Below are 21,552 nucleotides of genomic sequence, written 5' to 3' on the forward strand. Positions count from 1 at the left end.
CCGCCCCACGTGAGGAAGACAGATGTCCCAGTACCCGAATGACCAGTGGAACCAGCAACCGCGGTCTCAACAGTCGCCGGGACAGCAGCCCTACTCGCAGCAGTCCCCCGGCCAGTACGGGCAGCAGCCCTACTCCCTGCAGTCCGCCAGCCAGTACGGACAGCCGGCCCAGTCCCAGCCGTCCGCGCCGCAGCAGCCCTACTCGCAGCAGTCCCCCGGCCAGTACGGGCAGCAGCCCTACTCCCAGCAGTCCGCCAGCCAGTACGGACAGCCGGCCCAGTCCCAGCAGTCGCCCGGCCAGTACGGCCAGCAGCAGCCCCAGGCTCCCCAGCAGCAGGCACCCGCGCCGTACACCCCGGCGCCCGCGCCCGCCGCTGCCCCGCAGGGCTCGGCCCGCAAGTACCTGATCACTGCCCTGGCCACCGGTATCGGCATGATCGTGTTCACCGTGATCATGCTCATCTTCGCGGACCGCTTGTTCTACGTGTTGCCGATCTTCGGCGTGGTGATCATCATCCAGGGCCTCGTCCGATACTCGAAGGCGCGCAAGCTGGAAACCATCGACCAGACCGCAGCCCAGTCCTGGTACGGCCAGCAGCCGGGCCAGGCGCCCGCGCAGCCGCAGCAGTGGCAGGCTCCGCAGCAGCAGCCCCCCGTCCAGGGTGGCCAGCCCTGGGGCCAGCAGCCGCCGCAGCAGTCATCGCAGCCCCAGCGCGGCCAGCAGCCCCCGTCCTGGAGCTGAGGCCGGACGCTGAGGCCGGACGCTGAGGCCATACGCCGGGCCGCGCACCGGGGCCGGGCCCGACGCAAGAATGCCCCTGAACGGCGCACTTGCCCCCGTGTGAACAGGGGCAAGTGCACCGTTCAGGGGCAATTGCAATTTTCGGGCCCGAACCCGGACGAACTACTCGCCGCCGTCGTCCTCGTCCGCCTGCTCGGCGCGCACCCCGCTGCGGGCCTGCACGGCCGGGGAATCGGCCACGTCACCCTGGATGCCGGTGGCCGACTTGGGCCAGCTGAGGTAGCGGAAGGCCATGTTGATCATGGCCTGCAGGCGGTTGCGCCCACCGAGCAGGCTGCGCAGGTGGACGACCACCCACACCAGCCAACCCAGGAAGCCGGTCATCTTCAGCGCCGGCACCGGGCCGATCTTCTCGGTCTGCACCACCGCGGCGTTGCGGGCGATGGTAGCCATGGTGCCTTGGTCGAAGTAGACGAACGGTTCGGTGGGCTCACCGTTGCGCACGTGGGTGATCTGCTCGGCGACATGCTTGCCCTGCTGCAGCGCCGGCTGGGCCAGCTGCGGCAGCGGGTTCTTCTCGATCAGCGCGGCGTCACCGATGGCGAAGACGTCCGAGAAGCCCTGCACGCGCAGGTCCTCGTCGACCAGGATCCGTCCGCCGCGACCCTGGGGCAGCCCCCAGTCATTGACCACGGGGTGCGCGGCGACACCGGCAGCCCAGATGACCAGGTCGACGTCCATGGTGGCGCCACCCTTGAAGGTGACCTGCTCGGGCTCGACCTTCTCGATGGCGGTGTTCAGGCGCACGTCCACGCCACGCAGGCGCAGCTCGTCGATGGTGTAGTCGCGCAGCTTGGCGTCGAAGGGGCCGAGCAGCGTGTCGCTCATCTCGACCATGACCACCCGGAACGCGTCGATGTGCAGCTCGGGGTAGAGCACCGGGAGCCCCTCGGACTTCATCTCGGCCAGGGCGCCGGCCATCTCGACACCGGTGGGGCCACCGCCGACGATGGCGACCGTGAAGCGGCGGTCGGGGTCCTTGGCGCTGGCCAGGTGCTCCAGGCCGCTGAAGATGATGTCGCGCACCTCGATGGCCGCGCCACGGGTGTAGATCGAACGGGTGTGCTCGGCGGCACCCTCAATGCCGAAGTAGCCGGCCCCGACGCCCTGCGAGAGCACCAGGTAGTCGTAGGGCAGGTCTTCACCGCGGGTGACATGGACGATCTTGTTCTCGGTGTCGATGCCCGTCACGGTGCCGCGCCGGAAGTGGCCGAGGTGGCCCTTCTGGTTGCTGACGAAGCGGCGCAAGGCGTAGGTGATGTCACCCGGGTTCAGCCCTCCGGTGGCCACCTGGTACAGCAGCGGCTGGAAGGTGGTGTACGGGTGCCGGTCCACGAGGGTGACGTGGAATCCGGCCTGAGTCAGCTTTGTCGTCGCCGCGAGGCCGGCGAATCCGCCACCGACCACGACAACGCGTCCCAAATTGTTCGGCATACGTGAATTGTGTCACGCTTCGACGTCCAACACCTTCTCCGGCAACCATGCCCGCATCCACCGGGTCATCGAGTCGAACACCTCCGCGCGCACGTCCGACCTCGACAGGACTAGGTCATGCAGTCCGTCATTGATCCGCACGATGGTGACGTTGGGCCCCAGCTGGTGACAGCGCCGAGCAAGCTTGTGCACGTCCAACACGGTGTCGGCGGTCATTTGGCCGTCATGCCAGGTGCGTTTGAAGTCCGAGCGCCGGCTCAGCATCGCCAGCACCGGGGTGTCGATCTCCAGGCCGGCCCGCACCCGCTCGTGGCCCACCGCGATCGCGGTCAACCACCCCGGACGAATCGTGAATGCCGGGTTGCGCTTGATCGACAAGTCGAAGTCCCACTCCCCGTCCATGGACGAGTGGATCGAGCGCAGGTAGGTGTTCGAGTCCGGCAACGGGATCGTCCGGGCGGCCCGGTTGACGTCCTTGACGACGCTCTTGGCCAACATGGCCGCGGCCGAACGCAGCACCGGCGAACCCTGGAAGTCGAGCCACGGCGAGTTCAGGATCAGCCCGTGGGCCCGGCCGGGCCGCTCGTGGGCCCACAGCGAGGCCACCAGCCCGCCGGTCGAGTGCCCCATCAGGGTGATCGTGTCGTGGTCACGCCCCAGCAGGTCGAAGGCGAGGTCGATCTCCTCGTAGTACTCGGTCAGGTCGGTGGTGTAGCCGCCGAGCTGCCCCTCGCGCAGGTCACGCCCGTAGCGGCGCAGCTCGAGGGCGTAGAAGTCGAACCCCTGCTCGTCGAAGTAGTCGGCGAGCCACGTCTGGAAGAAGTAGTCGCTCCAGCCGTGCAGGTACAGCACGGCCCGCCGTCGCCGAGGCGGGTTGCGTCGCATGAGCCCGGCGCTGACCTGGGTGTCGGCCGGTTCACCGGCCGCCAGCACGGGGTCGGCCAGGTGCAGGCTGAGGTAGTCATAGCCTGCCAACAGCTCGTCGGGGACCCACTGGTCCCCGGGCGGGCCGTCGGCCCCGTCATTCCAGGTGGACATGGCCATGACAGTAGCGCGGCGCGGTCCGGGGCTGGTCAACCCGGGGCTGGTCAACGTGGACGAACAGTGGAGCGCAGCGGCTCACTGTTCAGCGAGGATCGTCCTCGTCGTCGGAGTCGTCGTCATCGTAGGCCTCGGCGAGCTGGCTGTAGTCCGGCTCGTCGTAGTAGCCGCCCGAAGCGGTTGACGATTCACTGCGGAGCTCTCGCTCCAAGGAAGCAAAGTCCGTGTCGACGGTTCGATACTTGAGATCTCGTGCGACTTTGGTCTGCTTCGCCTTTGCACGGCCGCGCCCCATTGGGTCGACCCCCTCGCTGTGTCATCGCGGTAATCGCGGAATTGGTAGTCCTATCGTGAGAGCAAGGGTACTAGAGCCGGGGCACCCAGCCAAAGCAGACCCGACCTGCGGGACCGCACCGTTTCGCCCACGGCGTGACCCCGCTCAGGAAGCGTGATCACCCACGAGCGCGACCCGTTCGTCGCCGGGCGCATGGACCCGTCCACAGACCCACGACGACAGTCCGGCGGCGCCCAGCGACCGCTGGGCGGCCTCCACCGAGGCGTCCGGCAGGACGACGGCCATGCCGACACCCTGGTTGAGGGTCGCCTCGACGTCGGCGCGGCTCAGCTTGCCGACCTCACGGACCAGTTCGAAGATGGCCGGCGGCGCCCAGGTCGAGCGTTCGATGGTGACCGAGAACTCCTCGGGGATGACCCGGGCGAGGTTGTTGGCGAAGCCGCCGCCGGTGATGTGGCTCATGGCGTGCACCCCGGCCGGGCCACCCAACTCGGCGACCATGGCCAGCAGGGGGCGGGCATAGATCCGGGTCGGCACCAGCAACGCCTCGCCGAGTGTCGTGCAGAGCTCGGGGACGTCCCGGTCAAGGGCCCAGCCGGCGTCGGCCAGCAGCACCTTGCGGACGAGTGAGTACCCGTTGGAGTGCAGTCCGCTGCTGGCCACGGCCAGCACCACGTCGCCCTCGGCGACCAGGTGGGCGCCGAGGATCTGGTCCTTGTCGACCACCCCGGTGGTGGCGCCGGCGATGTCGTACTCGTCGGGGGCGAGCAGGCCGGGGTGTTCGGCGGTCTCGCCGCCGAGCAGGGCGGCACCGGCGGCCTCGCAGCCGGCGGCGATGCCCTTGACGATGTCGGCGATGCGTTCGGGCACGACCTTGCCGCAGGCGATGTAGTCGGTGACGAACAGCGGTTCGGCGCCGCTGACGACCAGGTCATCGACGAGCATGCCGATCAGGTCGATGCCGATGCTGTCGTGCACGTCCATGGCCTGGGCGATGGCGACCTTGGTGCCCACCCCGTCGGTGGAGGTGGCCAGCACCGGGTGCCGGTAGTCCTTCAACGCCGAGGCGTCGAAGAAGCCGGCGAAACCGCCGAGGCCGCCGAGGACCTCGGGGCGGGCGGTGGCGGCCACGTGGCGCTTCATCAGTTCGACGGCGCGGTCACCGGCCTCGATGTCGACACCTGCGGCGGCGTAGGCGGAGGGCTGCTCGGTCATGTGGTCGGCTCCTGGGTGGGGGTCAGGCCAAGTTCGCGGGCACCGGGCGGCACCTGCACGGGGTACACGCCGTCGAAGCAGGCGCGGCACAGGTTGTCCTTGGTCACGTGGGTGGCCCGGATCAACCCGTCGAGGCTGATGTAGCCCAGCGAGTCGGCGCCGATCGAGCGGCAGATCTCGTCGATCTCGAGGCCGGCGGCGATCAGCTCGGCCCGGGTCGAGAAGTCGATGCCGTAGAAGCAGGGCCATTCGACCGGGGGTGACGAGATGCGCACGTGCACCTCGGCGGCACCGGCCTCGCGCAGCATGGCGATGAGCTGGCGCTGGGTGTTGCCGCGGACGATGGAGTCGTCGACCACCACCAGTCGCTTCCCCTTGATCACGTCACGCAGGGGGTTGAGCTTGAGCCGGATGCCCATCCGACGCATGGTGTCCGAGGGCTGGATGAAGGTTCGTCCGACGTAGTTGTTCTTGACCAGCCCCTGCCCGAAGGGAATGCCGGACTGGTCGGCGTAGCCGATCGCCGCCGGGGTGCCCGATTCGGGCACCGGGATGACCAGGTCGGCCTCCACGGGTGATTCCTCGGCCAGGATCTTGCCGACCTTGACGCGCACGTTGTGGATGCGACGCCCACCGATGATGGTGTCGGGGCGGGCCAGGTAGACGTACTCGAACAGGCAGTGCTTGGGCCGGGCCTCGGCGAAGCGTTCGGTGCGCAGCCCGGCCTGGTCGATGACGACCATCTCGCCGGGTTCGATCTCGCGGACGAAGCTGGCCCCTACGATGTCGATGGCGGCGGTTTCGGAGGCGACCACCCAGCCCTGCTCGAGTCGTCCGAGCACCAGCGGGCGGATGCCCTGCGGGTCGCGGGCGGCGACCAGGGTGTGCTCGTTCATCATGACCAGGCAGAACGCTCCCTTCAGGTGCGGCAGCACCTCACGGGCGGCCTCGTCGAGGTCGGCGTCGTAGGTCGACAGCAGCGCGGTCACCAGCGAGGTGTCGTTGGTGGAGTCCATGGTCAGCTTGCGGGGCACGTCGGCCACACCGCGTTCGGCCAGCAGCGCCTCGAGCTCTTCGGTGTTGGTCAGGTTGCCGTTGTGGCCGAGCGCGATGCCGCCGCGGGGCCCGGACCGGAAGGTCGGCTGGGCGTTGTTCCACACCGAGGCGCCGGTGGTCGAGTAGCGGGTGTGGCCGATGGCCAGGTGACCCTTGAGGGAGCTGAGCGTGCCCTCGTCGAAGACCTGGCTGACCAGGCCCATGTCCTTGAAGACCATGATCCGCTTGCCATTGCTGACCGCGATGCCGGCCGATTCCTGGCCGCGGTGCTGCAGGGCGTACATGCCGAAGAAGCTGAGCCGGGCGACCTCCTCACCCGGCGCGAACACCCCGAAGACGCCGCAGGCGTCCTGGGGACCCTGGTCCTGGGGGTCCAGTTCCTGGGTCAGACGGCCGTCACCTGGGCGAGAGGAGCTGAAAAGCACCCCGCCAGACTACTCCCGCGGTGCCGGCGAGCCCGCCACTGTTCAGCGGCGGGCCGGTGCGGACGCAGCGGTCCCCGCAGCCGGGGGCACCGGCTGCGGGGACCGCGGTGTGGTGTGGGTCAGGAACGGACAGCGGCGACCTTGCGGGTGGCCACCGCACCCACGGCTGCGATGACGCCCAGCACGCCCAGGCCGAGCGGCAGGGTGAGGTCGGAGTCGGCAGTGGCGACGCCGGTGTCTGGCATGCCCTTGCCGCCGAGCGCGACCTGCTGGACAGCGAGCTTCAGGTTGTTGCCCTCGGCCGAGCCCCAGGCGTAGACGATGGTGTTCATGTTCTGGGTCAGGGTGACGTCGGCGGGGCCGATCGCCACGGTGTCGGTGTCGGCCAGGACGACGTCGGCCGAAACCTTGCCGGGAGCGAGGTCCAGCTTGGCCTCCTTGGGGTTGGTCAGTCCGGGGACCACGACCGTGCCACCGGCGCGGATGTCGACAGCAGGAGCCGCGGCGAGGTGGCGCACGGTCAACCGCGAGCCCTTGGCCGAGGCGGAGGTGTCATTGGCGAAGGCGGCCAGGGCCGGCTTGCCAGCGGCGTCCAGGTGGGCCGCCAGGGTCAGGTTGGCGCCGGCGGGGACCTTGAGGCCCTTGGCCTCAATGACGGCGGCACCATCGGCCCCGTCGCCGGCCTTGACGATCTTGATGTCGTAGGAACCGGCCGGCAGCATCTGGGGTTCGGTCAGGGTGCCGGGGGCGAAGTTGGTCAACAGCGGCTTGCCGTTGGCCCAGACGTCGACGGTGGCGTCAGGCACCGCGTGCAGGATGCTGACGGCCGAAGTGTGGTTGTCGGCCTGGGCGGCGGGAGCCGAGAGGCCCACCACGGTGAGCAGGGCTGCGGACATCACTGCCGCAGCGCGTCGGATCGTGAACATGGTTGCTCCTTCACTGGTGGCGAGGGTCCGAGGTGTTCGGTCCCGGTGCCGGGGGATGTCTCCATGGTGCGGATATCTAGACAGTCCGTCGAGATAACTGGACAGTTTGTATAGGTTTTTGTGAAGATCGACCCGTAGGCGGTTCCGGACGAGGAAGGGATCCACCATGGCTGAGGCACCTCATTCCATCGGCGACGTGTCGCGGCTGACTGGTCTGGGCATTGCCACGCTGCGCGCCTGGGAGACCCGGTACGAAGTGGTCAGCCCGCACCGCAGCGGCAATGGCATCCGCCGCTATGACGACGACCAGGTCGCCCGACTGACGCGCATGCGTGAACTGGTGGAGGCCGGCATCCCGCCGCGCCGGGCCGCCGCCATGGTCGACTCCTCCAGGCAGAATGAGAACGTGTCACCGCTCCACGACCATGAGGCGCTGCTGCGTGCCCGCACCGAGCGTGGGCAGGTCGAGTCGTTGCTGTCCGAAACGTTCGCCCTGGCGTCCCTGGAGACGGTCATCGACCAGTGGTTGATGCCCTCCTTGCACCGGGTCGGTGAGGCCTGGTCCACCGGCCAGATCGACGTGGCCGAGGAGCACCTGATCAGTGCTGCGGTAATGCACCGCCTGGCCGCCACCTTCACCGCTGGTCGGGCCAGCGGCCCCCGGGTGGTGGTGGGCCTGCCGGCAGGGTCGCGCCATGAGCTGCCCGCGCTCGCGCTGGCCGTCTGCCTGCGTCGCCAGAACGTGGACGTGGTCTACCTGGGCGCCGACGTCCCGGCGACCAGCTGGCCGGTGGTGCTGCACCGGTTCCGTCCGCCGGCGGCCGTGGTGGGCGTGACAACCCGCGCCGACGTCGGCGCCGCCCAGGCCGCGGTGCGCTCCTGCGTCGGGGCCGGGACCCCGCACGTGTTCGTCGGCGGCCGCGCCGCCGGCGAGGTCAGCGGCGCGGTGGTGCTGCCCGGCACGCTGTCGGGGGCAGCCGCGGTGGTGGCCGCCGCCGTCGGCGCCGGCCGACGATGACCCCGCGTGCTCAGCCCTGGGACCACCCGGCCGGGACGTGCGGGCAGGTGGGGTCGGAGGCCAACGGGTCACCGGTCAGCGCATAGGCGTGGGACCGGGACCCGCCGCACACGGTGTTGAACTCACACGACCCGCACTTCCCGCCGAACTGGTCGGGGCGCCGCAGCTTCTTCATGAGGTCGGCGTCGCGGTAGATCTGCCGGAAGGATTCGCGGGTCACGTTGCCGCACACGAAGGGCAGGAACCCGCTGGGATAGACGTCACCGATGTGGTCGATGAAGGCGAACCCATTGCCGGAGTTCACCGCCATGGGTGCCCGCGGCACCCTGGGCCGCTGCGCGGCGGCGCCGAGCAGCCCGGTGGTCTGCTCGGTCAGCCAGTGCCACAGCTCGCCGCGCTCGGGCAGCGGCTCACCGGCCTGCCGCAGGGCGTCACGCTGCAGGGCCACCCGGCGGTACTGGGGTGCCTCGGTGGTCTTGATGGCGATCCGGTCGGAGACGTCGTGCAACCAGTGCAGGACGTCCTCCTTGTCGTGGGGCGACAGCGACTGCAACTGGGCCCCGCGGCCGGTCGGGACCAGGAAGAACAGGTACCACATCTTGGCGCCCATGCCGATGACGTCTGCCAGCAGCAGTGGCAGTTCGCGCACGTTGCCGCGGGTGATGGTGGTGTTGACCTGCAGCCGGAACCCCTCGTCAGTGATCATCCGCGCCGCATCGACGGTGCTGGCGAAGGTGCCCTCGATGCCGCGGAAGGCGTCGTGGGTGGTGGCGACCGCGCCGTCAAGGGAGACCGACATGGCCTTGCCCCCGGCCTCGTGCAGGGCGGCGACCCGGTCACGGGTGAGTCGGGGGGTCACCGACGGCGACAGCGACATGGCCAGCCCCGCCCGGCTGCCGTGGCGGACCAGGTCGTCCAGGTCGGACCGTTCGAACGGGTCCCCTCCGGTGAGGACGACGATGGGCTGGGGCCGCCCGAAGGCGGCGATCTCGTCCAGCAGGGCCTTGCCCTGGGCCGTGGTCAGCTGGTCGGGGTGCGCACGGTGCTGGGCGTCGGCCCGGCAGTGCCGGCAGACCAGGGCGCAGGCGCGGGTGACCTCCCAGATCACGATGAACGGCCGGTCATGGGGGTCGTGGTGACCCATCCGGACGACAGGTCCGCGGTGGGCGGCGGTGGCATGGCTGGTAGTCATCTTTCCTCGTCCATGGTGTTGAGTTCGTGGGCTCGGGCCTCGGCGGAGGCAATGGTCGAGCCCACGCCGATTCCGTCGTAGGGGGCCCCGACCAGCACCACCGGGGGCAGCCCGGCCAGGCCGGCGCGCACCCGGCCGATGCGTTCGCCGTGGCCAACCTCCAGTTGCGGCATGGCCCCGGGCCAGCGCACCACGCGGCTGTCGGTCACCCCCGCGGGCAGTCCGGCCAGCTCGTGCAGTTCAGCGACCACCTGGCGCACGACCTCGGCGTCGGTGAGCCGGGCCAGCTCGTCGTGACCGGCGCGCCCCACCGACGCCCGGACGAGGTGGAGGTCGGGGTGACCCACCTGGGGCCACTTGCGTGACAGGTTGGTGAACGCCTTGGTCAGGTGGCCGGATCGGGAATGCAGCAGCAACCCGTTGTGTGACTGGAGCACTCCGCCGACCGGCTTCGGGTAGGCCAGCACGACGGTGGCGACGTCGGCGGTGCGTCCGGCAGCCAACTGCTCGCCGATCCCGGCACGCAGCGGCTCCAGCAGCGCCCCGGCAACCCCGGCCGGACAGGCCAGCGCCACCGCGTCGACCCTGTCAACGCCTGCCCGGGTGCGCACCAGCCAGCCGTCGGCCTCGGGGGCCAGCGCCAGCACCGGGGAGTCCAGGCGCAGGTCCAGACCGAGGACGAGCGCGGCAATGAACTCCTCGAGCCCACAGGGAAACGACCCGAACTGGGCGCCGGCGACCCGATGGGGTCGTCTGGTCAGCGGGTTGGGCAGCAGTGAGCGTCCATCCCGGGCCCGGGGCACCAGTTGGCGGGCGGTCGAGCGCAGGGACAGGGAGTCGATGTCGCCCGAGTGCAGGTTGCCCAGCAGCGGGTCGACGAACTGGTCGGCCACCTCGTCGCCGAACCGGCTGCGGATGAAGGCACCTACGGAGATGTCCTGGTCCACCCGGCGGCGGGCGAGGATCGGCTCCAGACCGGCGCGGGCCAGCCCACGGACACTCAGGATTCCCGACGAGAGGACGGGGCCGATCCGGGTGGGCCCGACGGGCCCGACCCCCGCGGGCAGCGGCTGCAGTCCCCTGCGGGTGACCAGCAACGACGCCCCCGGCGAGGCGTGGACGATGCGCCCGCCGAGCCCCAGTTCGTCCAGCAGCCGCGCGACCGACGGTGTGCCCAGGTGCAGCGCCTCGGCGCCGACGTCGACCGGGCAACCCCACAACGCCAGGGTGCGCAGCTGCCCGCCGGGTTGGGGCGAGGATTCCCACACGGTGGTGTCCACCCCGGCCAGGTGCAGACGTCTGGCCAGGACCAGCCCGGCAACCCCTGCCCCGACCACCGCGACGCGCACGCTTCCCCCTCACCAGCCACTGTTCGACCCAGCCCACGCCGCGGCCCGGTGACCTTGTGAAAACCGAGCCTAGAACCAGCCCATCGGGCTGATTCCGAGGGGTCGGCGCGGTGGGGCGGGCGGCGGTGCGCTACGGGCTCAGTGCCCGCGCAGCCGCCGCCACTCGCGCAGGGTCTCCTCCACGTCGAGGGTGGCGGTGAAGATCGGCACCTTCTCGACCTGGCGCAGGTTGGCGTCGGTGATGCGGGCATTGAGGTCCTCGACCAGCCTGCGGGCCAGGTCGGGGTCGCGGACCTCGGCCAGGTGCTGCTGGATGTCCTGCTTCTGCTTGCGCAGTTGCAGGCTGGTCGGCAGGGCGCCGGTGAGGTCCTCGTCCTTGAGCTTCTTGCGCACCCACCACAACTCGTCGTTGGGGTCACCCAGGTCGACCGGCTTGCCGGCCCCGGGCAGGTTGTCGAACTCGCCGCGCTCGGTGGCCTCACGAATCTGCTTGTCGATCCAGCTTTCGAAGACCATCGGACGATGCTGCTCGCGGCGCGGGGGCCGGGGCCGCTCGTGCGGCTCGGGCGCAGCGCCGTCCTGCTCGTCCCCCATCAGCCCGCCAGACCCGCCATCAGCAGCGCCTCGGCCAGCGCGGCCCGGCCGATCTCGGCCTGGTCGACCGACTCGTCGGTGCCGTGCATCGCCGAGTCGGGGTCGGTGACGGCGCTGACCAGCACGGTCGCCTCGGGGAAGGCCTGCTGGAAATCGGCCACCATCGGGATGGAACCGCCGATGCCGACCTGCACGGGCTCGGTTCCCCAGGCCTCGGTCCAGGCCTGGGCGGCGAGCTCGGCGACCGGGCCCTCGAAGCTGACCACCCCGGGCTGGCCGGCGGTCTCGGCGCCGAAGCTGACCCGGGCTCCATAGGGGGCGTGGGCCACCAGGTGGGCCTTCAGCGCCTCGAGCGCCCGGCGGGCATCGTCACCGGGAGCGACCCTCAGGCTGACCTTGGCCCGGGCGCTGGGCAGCAGCACGTTGGAGGCCTGGTCGACGGCGACGGTGTCGATGGCCAGCACGGTGACCGCCGGCTTGGCCCACATGCGGTCGACCAGCTTCCCTCTGCCGACGAACTCGACGCCCTCGAGCATGCCCGCCTCCCGGCGCAGCCGGTCTTCGGGGTAGTCCAGGTCGGCGGCGCTGCCGTGGTGCAGGCCCTCGACCGCGCAGGTGCCCTCGGCATCGGTGAGGCTGTCGAGCATCCGGATCAGCGCACCCAGCGCGTCGGGCACCGAGCCACCGAACTGGCCCGAGTGCAGCGGTGCGCGGGCGGTGGCGACCTCGACCACCACGTCGGCGATGCCGCGCAGGGTGGTGCTGAAGGCGGGCTGGCCGACGGCCCAGTTGACCGAGTCGGCGATGACGTAGACGTCGGCGCGCAGCAGGTCGGCATGGCGCTCGAGCGTCCGGGCCAGGGTGGGTGAGCCGATCTCCTCCTCGCCCTCGATGAACAGGGTCACCCCCACCGGCGGGTTCCCGTCGAAGGCGCGCAGCGCGGCCAGGTGGGCGGCGACACCGCCCTTGTCATCGGCGCTGCCACGGGCATACATCCGCTCGCCGCGAACCTCGGCGCGGAAGGGCTCACTGGTCCAGTCGGCGGCGTTGCCGGGGGGCTGCACGTCGTGGTGGGCGTAGAGGCAGATGGTGGGCCGGCCCGCGGGGGCAGGGTAGCGGGCGATCACCGCCGGCTGGCCGCCCTCGGCGACGATGCGCACGTCGGGGCAATTGGCGCCGCGCAGCAGGTCGGCGACTGCCTCGGCGCTGGCCAGCACCTGGTCGGCGTGATCAGGCCAGGCGCTCACCGAGGGAATCCGGACCAGGTCGGCGAGGTCGGCCAGGGTCTGGGCCCGGGCCGCCTCGACCCGCTGGCGAAGTTCGGCTGCGGAAGGGATGGTCACTGCGTCGTCCATGGACCCACCCTAGGGGCAGCCGATGCCGGCACGGCGACGGCGGTCGACTCGTGGGAGTCGACCGCCGTGCCTCAGCGCAGGAGCGTCTCAGTCCTGTCGCTGGCCTGCGGTGCGCCTGCCCATGGCCGCCACCACGATCGCTGCCAGACCGCCGGCGACCAGCAGCGCCCAGGGGGCGCCTGCGCCCTGGTCATCGGCCACACCGGTCGACGGCATGCCGCGACTCCCGATCCCCACCTGCTGGACCGCGAGGGCCAGGTTCTTGCCCTCAGCCGACCCCCAGGCATAGACGATGGTGTTCATGTCCTTGGTCAGGGTCACGTCGGCCGGGCCGATCGCCACGGTGTCGGTGTCGGCCAGCACCACGTCGGCAGAGACCGTCCCCGGGGCCAGGTCCAGCACTGCTTCCTTCGGGTTGACCAGGTTCTCGATCACCACCGTGCCGCCGGCTCGAATGTCGACGGCGGGCGCGGCCGCCAGGTGGCGCACCGTCAGCCGTGAGCCCTCGGTCGAGGCCGAGGTGTCGTTCGTGAAGGCGGTCAGCACCGGGGCCCCGGAGGCGTCCAGGTGCGCTGCCAGGGTCAGGTTGGCACCGGCCGGAACCTGCAGGTCCTCGGCCTGGATCACCGCGGCGCCGTCGGCACCGGCACCGGCCTGGACGATCTTGATGTCATAGGAACCGGCCGGCAACATCTGGGGCTCGGTCAGCGTGCCCGGCTTGAAGTTGGTGAGCAGCGGCTTGCCGTTGGCCCAGACGTCGACGACCGCGCCGGGAACGCCGTGGAGGATGCTGACTGCCGAGGTGTCATCGGCCTGGGCGGGCGGGGCACCGAACCCCACCATCGCGATGAGTGCGGCGGTCAGGACTGCTGCCGCCCGCTTGGTGCGCTTCATGATGGACTCCTTGGATTGGGAGATGGCGATGGGCGAATGCCCACCCGGGATGCAACCATCGTCCGCAAACCTCGACACTGCGTCCATGGATCTGGACATCTTGTCTAGCTTTTTGTCAAGATCATGGAAGCGAGGAGGTGTGCCATGACAGGACCGGGCCATTCCATCGGGGAGGCGTCACGACGCAGTGGGCTGCCGATCGCCACACTGCGCGCCTGGGAACAGCGCTACCGGGTGGTGGTCCCGCACCGCAATGGGGGCGGCATCCGCCGCTACGACGATGCACAGGTGGCTCGTCTGGTCCGGATGCGTGAGTTGGTCGAGGCCGGGATTCCCCCACGTCGCGCGGCCGGTCTGCTCGATGAGGCACCCGGCTCACGGAACCAGGACCGGCCGCCACTGCTCGACCACGAGGCCCTGCTGGCGGCCCGCACCGACGTGCCGGCGCTCGAGGCGGTGCTCGACCAGTTCTTCACGCTGGCACCGGTGGAACCAGTCATCGACCAGTGGCTCCTGCCGTCGATGCACCGGGTGGGGCTTGCCTGGCAGGCCGGCGAGATCGACGTGGCAGAAGAACATCTGATCAGCGCGGCGGTGATGCACCGACTGGCCGCACTCTTCAGCACCACCCGCGCCCGGGGGCCGAGGGTGGTGGTGGGGCTGCCGGCCGGCGCCAGGCATGAACTGCCCGCCCTGGCCCTGGCCGTGTGCCTGCGCCGCCAGGGTGTCGAGGTGGTCTACCTCGGCGCCGACGTGCCTGCCGCCAGTTGGCAGGCGGTGCTGCAGCGCTACCGTCCGCCGGCAGTGGTCATCGGTGCCACCGTCGGTCGCGACGTCACCCCGGCCACGCGGGCAGCTGAGGCCTGCCGGGCGGCCGGTACCCCTCACGTCTTCGTCGGCGGACGAGCAGCTGGGCGCGTTGCCGGTGCCACCGTCCTGGCCGGCAGCCTCTCGGCGTCAGCACTTCGGATCGCGCAGGCGGTGCAGCCGGGGGTCGGGCGTGGCGGGTTCGACACCGCGCTGATGTCGACACCGCGCTAGTTTCGACACCGTGGTAATGATGTCATGATCCGATTCGGCTGGCCTAGGCTGGGCCAGACGATCGGAGCACCCCATGTTTCCTCCCCCCATCCACTCGTGGAAACTGCTGGCGATGATCCTCGCCGTGCTCGCGCCGGTCTGGGGCTCGGCCTCCCCGATGGGGTTGTCCCTGCCCCTGCCGCGGGTGGTCCAGGCACCGACGGGCACCCCGAGCAGCGTGCCCTCCCCCAGCGCGACGCCCTCGTCCGACGGCACACCGACGCCGACCACCCCGCCGCCGGACGCTGGCCCGACCCGGCGCACCACCAGCCCGACGACCACCACGCCCGGCACCCCGCAGCAGGACGCCGCGATCGCCCAGGTCATCGTCCGCTTCACCACCGAGGACCCGGCCACCCGCGAGCAGGTGCTGCGCAGCACCGCAGCGGCGGCCGGGCTGCGTGAGGTCGCGGTCGTGCGGGAGTTGGCCACCGGCGCCCTGCTCGCCCGGGCCACCGGCTCTGGCGAGGCCTGGCTGGCGGCGTTGCGGCACCACCCGGGGGTGGTCGCCGCCAGCCCCAACAGCCGGATCACCCGGGTGGCGAGCGCCACCGACCCCCTGTTCGCCCAGCAGTGGGCCATGCCTGCCGGCGGCCCCGGGGTGGGGTTCACGTCCGTGTGGGACCGCACCCTCGGTGAAGGGTCCCGGGTCGCGGTGATCGACTCGGGCAAGACCAACCACCCCGACCTGGCCGGGCAGTTCCTGGGCGGCTACGACTTCATCAGCGACGTAGCCTCCGGTGGTGACGGGAACGGGCGCGATGCCGATGCCACCGACACCGGCGACTTCTGTGGAGGCACCTCCTCGACCTGGCACGGCACCCACGTCGCCGGCATCATCGCCGCCCGCCGCAACAACGGCATCGGGGTGGCCGGCGCCGCCCCGGCGGCCAAGGTCGTCCCCGTGCGGGTGCTCGGCCGCTGCGACGGTGAGATGGCCGACCTGATCGACGCCATCGTCTGGTCGGCCGGCGGCCGGGTCCCCGGGATGGCCGCGAACCCGTACCCGGCGCGGGTCATCAACATGTCGCTGAGCGCCCGCGAAAGCTGCTCCTACGAACTGCAGACCGCGCTGAGGATGGCCCGCCGCCTGGGGGCGCTGTCGGTGGTCGCGGCCGGCAACCGCAGCGCGCAATCCTCGACCGAGACCCCCGGCAACTGCGCGGGGGTGCTCACCGTGGCAGCCAACAACAAGGATCGTGCGCTGGCCTCGTATTCCAACTGGGGCACCGGGGTGAACCTGGCCGCCCCCGGCGGTGACGACGGCACCAACCAGGCCATCCTCAGCACCTGGCTGACCAACCCCGGCGCCAACAACAACACCGGCTACTCCTACGGCTGGATGTCGGGCACCTCGATGGCCACCCCCTACGTCTCGGCCGCCGCCGCGCTGCTGCTGTCGCTGAAGCCTACCCTGAGCGTGGCCCAGCTCGAGCAGATCCTGGTCTCCACTGCCGTCTCGAGCCCTACTTGCTCGGGGTGCGGGGCCGGCATCCTGGACGCCGCAGCCGCCGCCGCGAAGGTTCCGGTGCTCAGCTCGGCCACCCTGCAGGGACGACAACTCACCCTGTCCGGCGCCGGGTTCACCAGCGTGACCCAGGTCTGGATCGCGCAGCAGCAGCTCACCTTCACCCGCACCGGGGACGGCACGCTCACGGCCACCATCCCGGCCACGGTGCCGTCCGGGACGCACGCGGTCTGGGTGAGCAGCAACGGGGTGATCTCCGCGAGCCACCTGGTCACCCTGACCTGAGGTGTGGAGCCTGTGGGCGTGTTCTCTGTCCCCGCCCCGCCCGGACGCACGGCCCAAACCACGATCGTGTCGCGCCCGCTCGTCCCTCGCTGGCAACGTGTATTCGTTGCGTGGGTGCAAGGAATACACGTCCTGGGCGGACGACGGGCTGCATTCCTTGCGTGGGCGCAAGAAGTGCAGGTCATGCCCCCCGACGGACGCGGCCAGCCCCTCATCCGGGTGACAAGGCTGCAATCGTTGCGTGGGCGCAAGGTTCGCACGTCGTGCCCGGACGACAAGGTGTATTCCTTGCGTGGGTGCAAGGAATACACGTCCTGGGCGGACGACGGGCTGCAATCCTTGCCTGGGTGCAAGAAGTGCAGGGTCATGCCCGCCGACGGCGGCGGCCAGCCCCTCGTCAGCCCAGGACTGCGGGCAGCACGCCCGACCAGACCTCGCGCACCCGGGCGAGCGGCAGGCTGAACAGCGACTGGATCTCGATCTGGTCGTCGCCAGTGACCTCACCGATGCGGTCCATCGGCACCCCGTGCTCACGGCACAGTTCCTCGAAGCGGGCCAACGAGCTGCCGGGCAGGGTGACCAGGGCACGCGCGGCCGACTCGCTGAACAGGGCCAAGGTCGGGTCGACCTCGGCGTCCAGCTCGAGGGTGAGCGAGACACCCATGTCGTGGCGCAGGCTGGACTCGACCAGCCCCATGAGCAGGCCACCGTCGGCCAGGTCATGGGCCGAACTGAGCAGGCCCTCCTTGGACGCGGCCAACACCACCTTGGCCAGGGCCTTCTCGGCGGCCAGGTTGACCTGCGGCGGCATGCCCCCGAGGTGCCCGTCGTGCACGGCATCGGCCCACACCGAGCCACCCAGGTCGGCGCCGGTGGTGCCCAGCAGCACCAGCGCATCGCCCGGGTGCTGGAACCCCATCGGGACCCGCTGGTTGACGTCGTCGATCACGCCGAGCATGCCGACCGTCGGGGTGGGCAGGATCGGGGTCATCCCGGTCTGGTTGTAGAAGCTCACGTTGCCGCCGGTGACCGGGGTGCCCAGCTCACGGCAGCCGTCGACCAGCCCCATGATCGCCTCGAGGAACTGCCACATGACTTCGGGGTCCTCGGGGCTGCCGAAGTTCAGGCAGTCGGTGATCGCCACCGGCTCGGCCCCGCCGACGGCCACGTTGCGGTAGCTCTCGGCCAGCGCCAACTGGGCCCCGAGGTAGGGGTTGAGGTAGGCGTAGCGGCCGTTGCCGTCCAGGCTCAGCGAGATGCCCAGGCCGGTCTGCTCGTCGATGCGCAGCATGCCGGAGTTCTCGGGCTGGGCCAGCACCGAATTGCCGCGCACGTAGCGGTCGTACTGGTTGGTGACCCAGGACTTGTCGGCACTCAGCGGTGACGAGATCACCTGCCAGGCCTGCTGCTCGAGGGTGGCTGGGTCGGTGGCGCGGGGCAGGTCGTTGGCCGCGTTGGCGTTGACCTCGTCGATCCAGGCCGGACGCGCCAGGGGCCGCTCGTAGACGGGTCCCTCGTGGGCGACGGTCTTGGGGTCGACGTCGACGATGGTCTGGCCGTGCCAGTCGATGATCAGCCGGTCACCCTCGGTGACCTCGCCCACGACGGTGGCCTGGACGTCCCACTTGGCGCAGATCTCCATGAACCGCTCGACCTTGTCGGGTTCGACCACGGCCATCATGCGTTCCTGCGACTCCGACATCAGGATCTCTTCGGGCGACAGGGTGGGGTCACGCAGCGGCACCACGTCGAGCTCGACATGCATGCCGCCGTCGCCGGCGCTGGCCAGCTCGGAGGTGGCGCACGAAATGCCGGCCGCACCGAAGTCCTGGATGCCGCTGATCAGCTCGGCGGCGAACAGTTCGAGGGTGCACTCGATCAGCAGCTTCTCCATGAACGGGTCGCCGACCTGCACGCTGGGCCGCTTGCTGGGCTTGGAGTCGTCGAAGGATTCCGAGGCGAGGATCGACGCGCCGCCGATACCGTCACCGCCGGTGGCCGCCCCGTAGAGGATGACCTTGTTCCCGGTGCCCGAGGCGAAGGCCCGGTGCAGGTCCTCGTGGCGCAGCAGGCCCACGCACAGGGCATTGACCAGCGGGTTGCCGTAGTAGGACTCGTGGAAGCCGACCTCGCCACCGATGTTGGGCAGGCCGAGGCAGTTGCCGTAGCCGCCGACACCCGACACGATGCCGGGCAGCACGCGGGCGGTGTCGGGGGCGTCCAGCGGGCCGAAGCGCAGCGAGTCCATCACTCCGATCGGACGAGCGCCCATTGCCAGGATGTCGCGGACGATGCCGCCGACACCGGTCGCCGCACCTTGGTGGGGCTCCACGTAGGACGGGTGGTTGTGGGACTCGGCCTTGAAGGTGACCGCATAGCCCTGGCCGATGTCGACCACGCCGGCGTTCTCACCGATGCCCGCCAGCAGTGGCCCGCGGGGGGTGGTCTGCTCGAGGGCCCCGAACCGCTTCAGGTGCACCTTGGAACTCTTGTAGGAGCAGTGCTCCGACCACATCACCGAGTACATCGCCAGTTCTGCGCCGGTGGGGCGCCGCCCGAGGATGTCAACGATGCGCTGGTACTCATCGGCCTTGAGCCCCAGTTCCGACCAGGGCAGCTCGACGTCCGGCGTGTTGCGGGCATTCTCAACGGTATCGACCACGCCACCAATCTAGCGGTCCGGGGCGTGGGGCACTGGCAGGCCCCACGCCCCGGTCACTGGTGGCCCGGGTTCACCCGGCCATCGCGGGGACCCGGTCGTCCGCACGCCGGGCCGCGGCGTGGTCACTGCGGCCCTCGACGTCACCGGGTTCACGCCGGGGTGGGGCGGTGCGGCGCAGCAGCCGCATGGCGTTGATGATCACCAGCAGCACCGAGGCCTCGTGCACGAGCATGCCGATGCTCATGGTCACTCCCCCGGCGAAGACCCCGGCCAGCAGCAGCGCCACCGTGACCAGCGCGACGGCGATGTTCTGCCGCATCACCCGCACGGTGGCCCGGGCCAGGCCCAGGGCATGGGCCACCCGGTCGAGCCGGTCGGTCATCAGGGCGATGTCGGCGGTCTCGACGGCCAACCCGCTGCCGGCAGCCCCCATCGCGATGCCGGTGTCGGCGGTGGCCAGGGCCGGTGCGTCGTTGACGCCGTCGCCAACCATCGCCACCCGAGCCCCGGACGACTGCAGTTCGGCGATCGCCTCAAGCTTGTCCTCGGGCAGCAGGCCGGCGCGGACCTCGGTGATGCCCACCTCGGCGGCCACTGCCCTTGCCACGGACGCCCGGTCGCCGGTGAGCATGACCACTCGCTCGACGCCGACCCGGCGCAGGTCGGCGACCGCCTGCCGGGCGCCGGGACGCAGGGTGTCGGCGACCGCGACCAGGCCGATCACCGCCGGGTGCGGGGTGTCCGGGTGCGGGATGTCCGGGTGCGGGATGTCCGGGTGCGGGGCGGCGTGCTGTTCGACACCCGGGCCGTGGTCGGCGGCGACGACCATGGCCGTGCGACCCAGCTCGCCGAGGGACTCCACCCGCGCGGTGGCCTCGGCCAGGTCGATGCCGGGGAAGGTGCGGGCGACAAGCTCCGGCTTGCCGACCACGATCCGCCGGTGGTGCAGTCCCTCCTCGACCTCCCCAGCCGGGGTGCGGGCCACGATGCCGTGGCCGACGACCGGGTCGAAGGTGGTGCCCTCGACTTCCACAGGCAGCCCCCGCTCGCGTGCCGCGTCGACGATCGGGCGGGCCAGCGGGTGTTCGCTGCCGACCTCGGCGACTGCGGCCAGTCGCAGCACCTCGTCCGGCTCGAACCGCGGGTCGAGCACGACGACGTCGGTCAGCTGGGGACGCCCCAGGGTGAGGGTGCCGGTCTTGTCGAGGGCCACGGCGGTGATGGTGGCGGCTCGTTCGAGGTGTTCGCCACCCTTGATCAACACACCGTCGCGGGCGCCGCGGCCGATGCCGGCGACGATCGAGACGGGGATGGAGATCACCAGCGCGCCGGGGCATCCGATCACCAGCAGGGTCAGGGCCAGTTCGAGGTTGCCGCTGAGCAGGCCGGCCACGATGGCCATCGCGATGATGCCGGGGGTGTACCACCTCGAAAAGCGATCCATGAAGGCCTGGGTGCGGGCCTTGGCATCCTGGGCGTCCTCGACCCGGCGGATGATCCGGGCCAGCGTGGTCTCACCGCCGATGGCCTCGGTGCGGACCCGCAGGTGGCCGTTGGTCTGCACCGTGCCGGCGAAGACGCGATCGCCCGGCCCCTTGGCGGCGGGGATGGACTCGCCGGTGATGCTGGCCTCATTGACGGCCGCCTCACCGAATTCGACCTCCCCGTCGACGGGGACGATCGCCCCCGCCTTGACGATCACCGTCTCGCCCAGCAACACCTCGGCGGCGGGCACCTCCACCTCCTGCCCGTCCCGCAGAACGAGGGCGACGTCGGGTGCGGTCTCGACCAGCTCGGCGAGGGCCGATCGGGTCTTGGCCAGGGTGACGGCTTCGAGGGCGTGTCCGATCGCGAACAGTGTGGTGACCGCGGCGGCCTCCCAGTAGTTGCGCAGGAAGATGGCGCCGATCGCGGCGACCGTGACCAGCAGGTCGATGCCGATGGTGCGGACGCTCAGCGCGCGGACCGCGCTGACCGCGATCCGCGCCCCGGCGACCACCGCCGCTGCCAGCATGAATGCATTGCCGAGGCCCGACCCGCCGCGTGCCCCGGTCGCCCATGCGGCGACGATCAGGGCGCCGGCAAGGACGGGCACCGTCCACTTCGATGCGCGAAGACGACCGAGCGCCATTCTCATGATGTTCACTTCTCTCTTTGTCCGGGGTTGGCGTGGCGGAACTCGCTCGGGGTTCAGAAGGCTGACGGGACTGACTTGTAGCCGGCCTTGTCAACGGCGGCGACCAGGTCGTCCACGCTGGAGACGGTGGGGTCGTGGTCGACCTCAACCCTGGAACTGGCGAACTTCACCTCGACCTTCGCGACGCCGGGCAACCTGCCGACCTGCTTCTCGATCTTCTGGACGCATGACGGGCAGGAGAAGCCTTCGGCGCGCAGGGTGGTGTGGGTGGTGTGGGTGGTGCTGGTCATGACTGTTCCTTTCGAAGTGGCGGGTGACTTGTTG

18 protein-coding genes are annotated in these 21,552 nt (G+C 70.5%); 4 read left to right on the forward strand and 14 right to left on the reverse strand.

The window, feature by feature from the left end; translation table 11 throughout:
* The first annotated feature begins 22 nt into the window (after positions 1-22).
* Positions 23-742 carry a hypothetical protein gene (locus tag ACQE3C_RS05930; protein ID WP_434538258.1) on the forward strand — a complete coding sequence of 240 codons (720 nt, stop codon included), beginning with the start codon at positions 23-25 and terminating at the stop codon, positions 740-742.
* A gap of 162 nt (positions 743-904) precedes the next feature.
* Here the strand turns inward: ACQE3C_RS05930 and ACQE3C_RS05935 are convergent, their stop codons facing one another.
* From ACQE3C_RS05935 to ACQE3C_RS05960, 6 genes are all read right to left on the reverse strand, one after another.
* On the reverse strand, positions 905-2,236 hold the full coding sequence (locus tag ACQE3C_RS05935) for an NAD(P)/FAD-dependent oxidoreductase (protein ID WP_434538259.1): 1,332 nt from the start codon (positions 2,234-2,236) through the stop codon (positions 905-907).
* A gap of 12 nt (positions 2,237-2,248) precedes the next feature.
* Entirely contained in the window at positions 2,249-3,274 is a 1,026-nt protein-coding gene (locus ACQE3C_RS05940; protein WP_434538260.1) for an alpha/beta hydrolase, read from the reverse strand.
* A gap of 88 nt (positions 3,275-3,362) precedes the next feature.
* Positions 3,363-3,572, reverse strand: a complete 210-nt coding sequence (locus tag ACQE3C_RS05945; RefSeq protein WP_434538261.1) for a DUF3073 domain-containing protein — start codon at positions 3,570-3,572, stop codon at positions 3,363-3,365.
* A 144-nt stretch (positions 3,573-3,716) separates the two neighbouring features.
* Positions 3,717-4,787, reverse strand: coding sequence for a phosphoribosylformylglycinamidine cyclo-ligase (gene purM / locus ACQE3C_RS05950; protein ID WP_434538262.1), 1,071 nt, complete (start codon positions 4,785-4,787; stop codon positions 3,717-3,719).
* Positions 4,784-6,268: an amidophosphoribosyltransferase gene (purF, locus tag ACQE3C_RS05955; RefSeq protein ID WP_434538263.1), complete on the reverse strand. Its 1,485-nt coding sequence runs from the start codon at positions 6,266-6,268 to the stop codon at positions 4,784-4,786. The genes purM and purF overlap by 4 nt, the downstream gene beginning before the upstream one ends.
* A 119-nt stretch (positions 6,269-6,387) precedes the next feature.
* A complete protein-coding gene (locus ACQE3C_RS05960; RefSeq protein WP_434538264.1) occupies positions 6,388-7,194 on the reverse strand; it encodes a DUF4397 domain-containing protein in 807 nt (268 codons plus the stop codon).
* Positions 7,195-7,360: 166 nt separating this feature from the next.
* Here ACQE3C_RS05960 and ACQE3C_RS05965 point away from each other — a divergent pair, with 166 nt between their 5' ends.
* Positions 7,361-8,212 (forward strand): MerR family transcriptional regulator, encoded by an 852-nt coding sequence (locus ACQE3C_RS05965; protein WP_207474224.1) that lies wholly within the window; start codon positions 7,361-7,363, stop codon positions 8,210-8,212.
* A gap of 10 nt (positions 8,213-8,222) precedes the next feature.
* On the opposite strand, the gene ACQE3C_RS05970 is transcribed toward ACQE3C_RS05965, so the two are convergent.
* The 5 genes from ACQE3C_RS05970 to ACQE3C_RS05990 form a co-directional block, all read right to left on the reverse strand.
* A complete protein-coding gene (locus ACQE3C_RS05970; RefSeq protein ID WP_434538265.1) occupies positions 8,223-9,404 on the reverse strand; it encodes a TIGR04053 family radical SAM/SPASM domain-containing protein in 1,182 nt (393 codons plus the stop codon).
* The gene (gene hemG / locus ACQE3C_RS05975) at positions 9,401-10,753 is read right to left on the reverse strand and encodes a protoporphyrinogen oxidase (protein WP_434538266.1); all 1,353 of its coding nucleotides are present in this window, start codon (positions 10,751-10,753) and stop codon (positions 9,401-9,403) included. The genes ACQE3C_RS05970 and hemG overlap by 4 nt, the downstream gene beginning before the upstream one ends.
* Before the next feature lie 138 nt (positions 10,754-10,891).
* Positions 10,892-11,347: a DUF1992 domain-containing protein gene (locus ACQE3C_RS05980; protein WP_434538267.1), complete on the reverse strand. Its 456-nt coding sequence runs from the start codon at positions 11,345-11,347 to the stop codon at positions 10,892-10,894.
* Positions 11,347-12,702 carry a dipeptidase gene (locus tag ACQE3C_RS05985; protein WP_434538268.1) on the reverse strand — a complete coding sequence of 452 codons (1,356 nt, stop codon included), beginning with the start codon at positions 12,700-12,702 and terminating at the stop codon, positions 11,347-11,349. Before ACQE3C_RS05985 ends, ACQE3C_RS05980 begins: the two co-directional genes overlap by 1 nt.
* Before the next feature lie 87 nt (positions 12,703-12,789).
* On the reverse strand, positions 12,790-13,596 hold the full coding sequence (locus tag ACQE3C_RS05990) for a DUF4397 domain-containing protein (RefSeq protein ID WP_434538269.1): 807 nt from the start codon (positions 13,594-13,596) through the stop codon (positions 12,790-12,792).
* 144 nt (positions 13,597-13,740) lie between these two features.
* Between ACQE3C_RS05990 and ACQE3C_RS05995 the strand changes: the two genes are divergently transcribed.
* Together ACQE3C_RS05995 and ACQE3C_RS06000 are read left to right on the forward strand one after the other, a co-directional pair.
* Complete coding sequence (locus ACQE3C_RS05995; RefSeq protein WP_434538270.1) at positions 13,741-14,637, forward strand: MerR family transcriptional regulator; 897 nt, start codon at positions 13,741-13,743, stop codon at positions 14,635-14,637.
* A 73-nt stretch (positions 14,638-14,710) separates the two neighbouring features.
* The gene (locus tag ACQE3C_RS06000) at positions 14,711-16,429 is read left to right on the forward strand and encodes a S8 family serine peptidase (RefSeq protein WP_434538271.1); all 1,719 of its coding nucleotides are present in this window, start codon (positions 14,711-14,713) and stop codon (positions 16,427-16,429) included.
* Between the two features lie 397 nt (positions 16,430-16,826).
* On the opposite strand, the gene purL is transcribed toward ACQE3C_RS06000, so the two are convergent.
* The 3 genes from purL to ACQE3C_RS06015 all read right to left on the reverse strand — a co-directional run bounded on the left by purL (position 16,827) and on the right by ACQE3C_RS06015 (position 21,518).
* Positions 16,827-19,091: a phosphoribosylformylglycinamidine synthase subunit PurL gene (purL, locus tag ACQE3C_RS06005; protein WP_434538272.1), complete on the reverse strand. Its 2,265-nt coding sequence runs from the start codon at positions 19,089-19,091 to the stop codon at positions 16,827-16,829.
* Positions 19,092-19,161: 70 nt separating this feature from the next.
* On the reverse strand, positions 19,162-21,228 hold the full coding sequence (locus ACQE3C_RS06010; RefSeq protein ID WP_434538273.1) for a heavy metal translocating P-type ATPase: 2,067 nt from the start codon (positions 21,226-21,228) through the stop codon (positions 19,162-19,164).
* 53 nt (positions 21,229-21,281) lie between these two features.
* Positions 21,282-21,518, reverse strand: coding sequence for a heavy-metal-associated domain-containing protein (locus ACQE3C_RS06015; RefSeq protein WP_434538274.1), 237 nt, complete (start codon positions 21,516-21,518; stop codon positions 21,282-21,284).
* Between the last annotated feature and the right edge of the window lie 34 nt (positions 21,519-21,552).

The sequence above is a fragment of the Aestuariimicrobium sp. Y1814 genome, assembly GCF_050113895.1.
Lineage (GTDB): Bacteria > Actinomycetota > Actinomycetes > Propionibacteriales > Propionibacteriaceae > Aestuariimicrobium.

Bases quoted from the DNA above. Each gene is read 5' to 3' on its own strand.
- ACQE3C_RS06015 (WP_434538274.1), bottom strand. From the start codon at position 21,518: ATGACCAGCACCACCCACACCACCCACACCACCCTGCGCGCCGAAGGC.
- ACQE3C_RS05970 (WP_434538265.1), bottom strand. From the start codon at position 9,404: ATGACTACCAGCCATGCCACCGCCGCCCACCGCGGACCTGTCGTCCGG.
- ACQE3C_RS05965 (WP_207474224.1), top strand. From the start codon at position 7,361: ATGGCTGAGGCACCTCATTCCATCGGCGACGTGTCGCGGCTGACTGGT.
- ACQE3C_RS05995 (WP_434538270.1), top strand. From the start codon at position 13,741: ATGACAGGACCGGGCCATTCCATCGGGGAGGCGTCACGACGCAGTGGG.
- ACQE3C_RS05940 (WP_434538260.1), bottom strand. From the start codon at position 3,274: ATGTCCACCTGGAATGACGGGGCCGACGGCCCGCCCGGGGACCAGTGG.
- ACQE3C_RS05945 (WP_434538261.1), bottom strand. From the start codon at position 3,572: ATGGGGCGCGGCCGTGCAAAGGCGAAGCAGACCAAAGTCGCACGAGAT.
- ACQE3C_RS05930 (WP_434538258.1), top strand. From the start codon at position 23: ATGTCCCAGTACCCGAATGACCAGTGGAACCAGCAACCGCGGTCTCAA.
- ACQE3C_RS05935 (WP_434538259.1), bottom strand. From the start codon at position 2,236: ATGCCGAACAATTTGGGACGCGTTGTCGTGGTCGGTGGCGGATTCGCC.
- ACQE3C_RS05985 (WP_434538268.1), bottom strand. From the start codon at position 12,702: ATGGACGACGCAGTGACCATCCCTTCCGCAGCCGAACTTCGCCAGCGG.
- ACQE3C_RS06010 (WP_434538273.1), bottom strand. From the start codon at position 21,228: ATGAGAATGGCGCTCGGTCGTCTTCGCGCATCGAAGTGGACGGTGCCC.
- ACQE3C_RS06000 (WP_434538271.1), top strand. From the start codon at position 14,711: ATGTTTCCTCCCCCCATCCACTCGTGGAAACTGCTGGCGATGATCCTC.
- ACQE3C_RS05990 (WP_434538269.1), bottom strand. From the start codon at position 13,596: ATGAAGCGCACCAAGCGGGCGGCAGCAGTCCTGACCGCCGCACTCATC.
- ACQE3C_RS05960 (WP_434538264.1), bottom strand. From the start codon at position 7,194: ATGTTCACGATCCGACGCGCTGCGGCAGTGATGTCCGCAGCCCTGCTC.
- purM (WP_434538262.1), bottom strand. From the start codon at position 4,787: ATGACCGAGCAGCCCTCCGCCTACGCCGCCGCAGGTGTCGACATCGAG.
- ACQE3C_RS05980 (WP_434538267.1), bottom strand. From the start codon at position 11,347: ATGGGGGACGAGCAGGACGGCGCTGCGCCCGAGCCGCACGAGCGGCCC.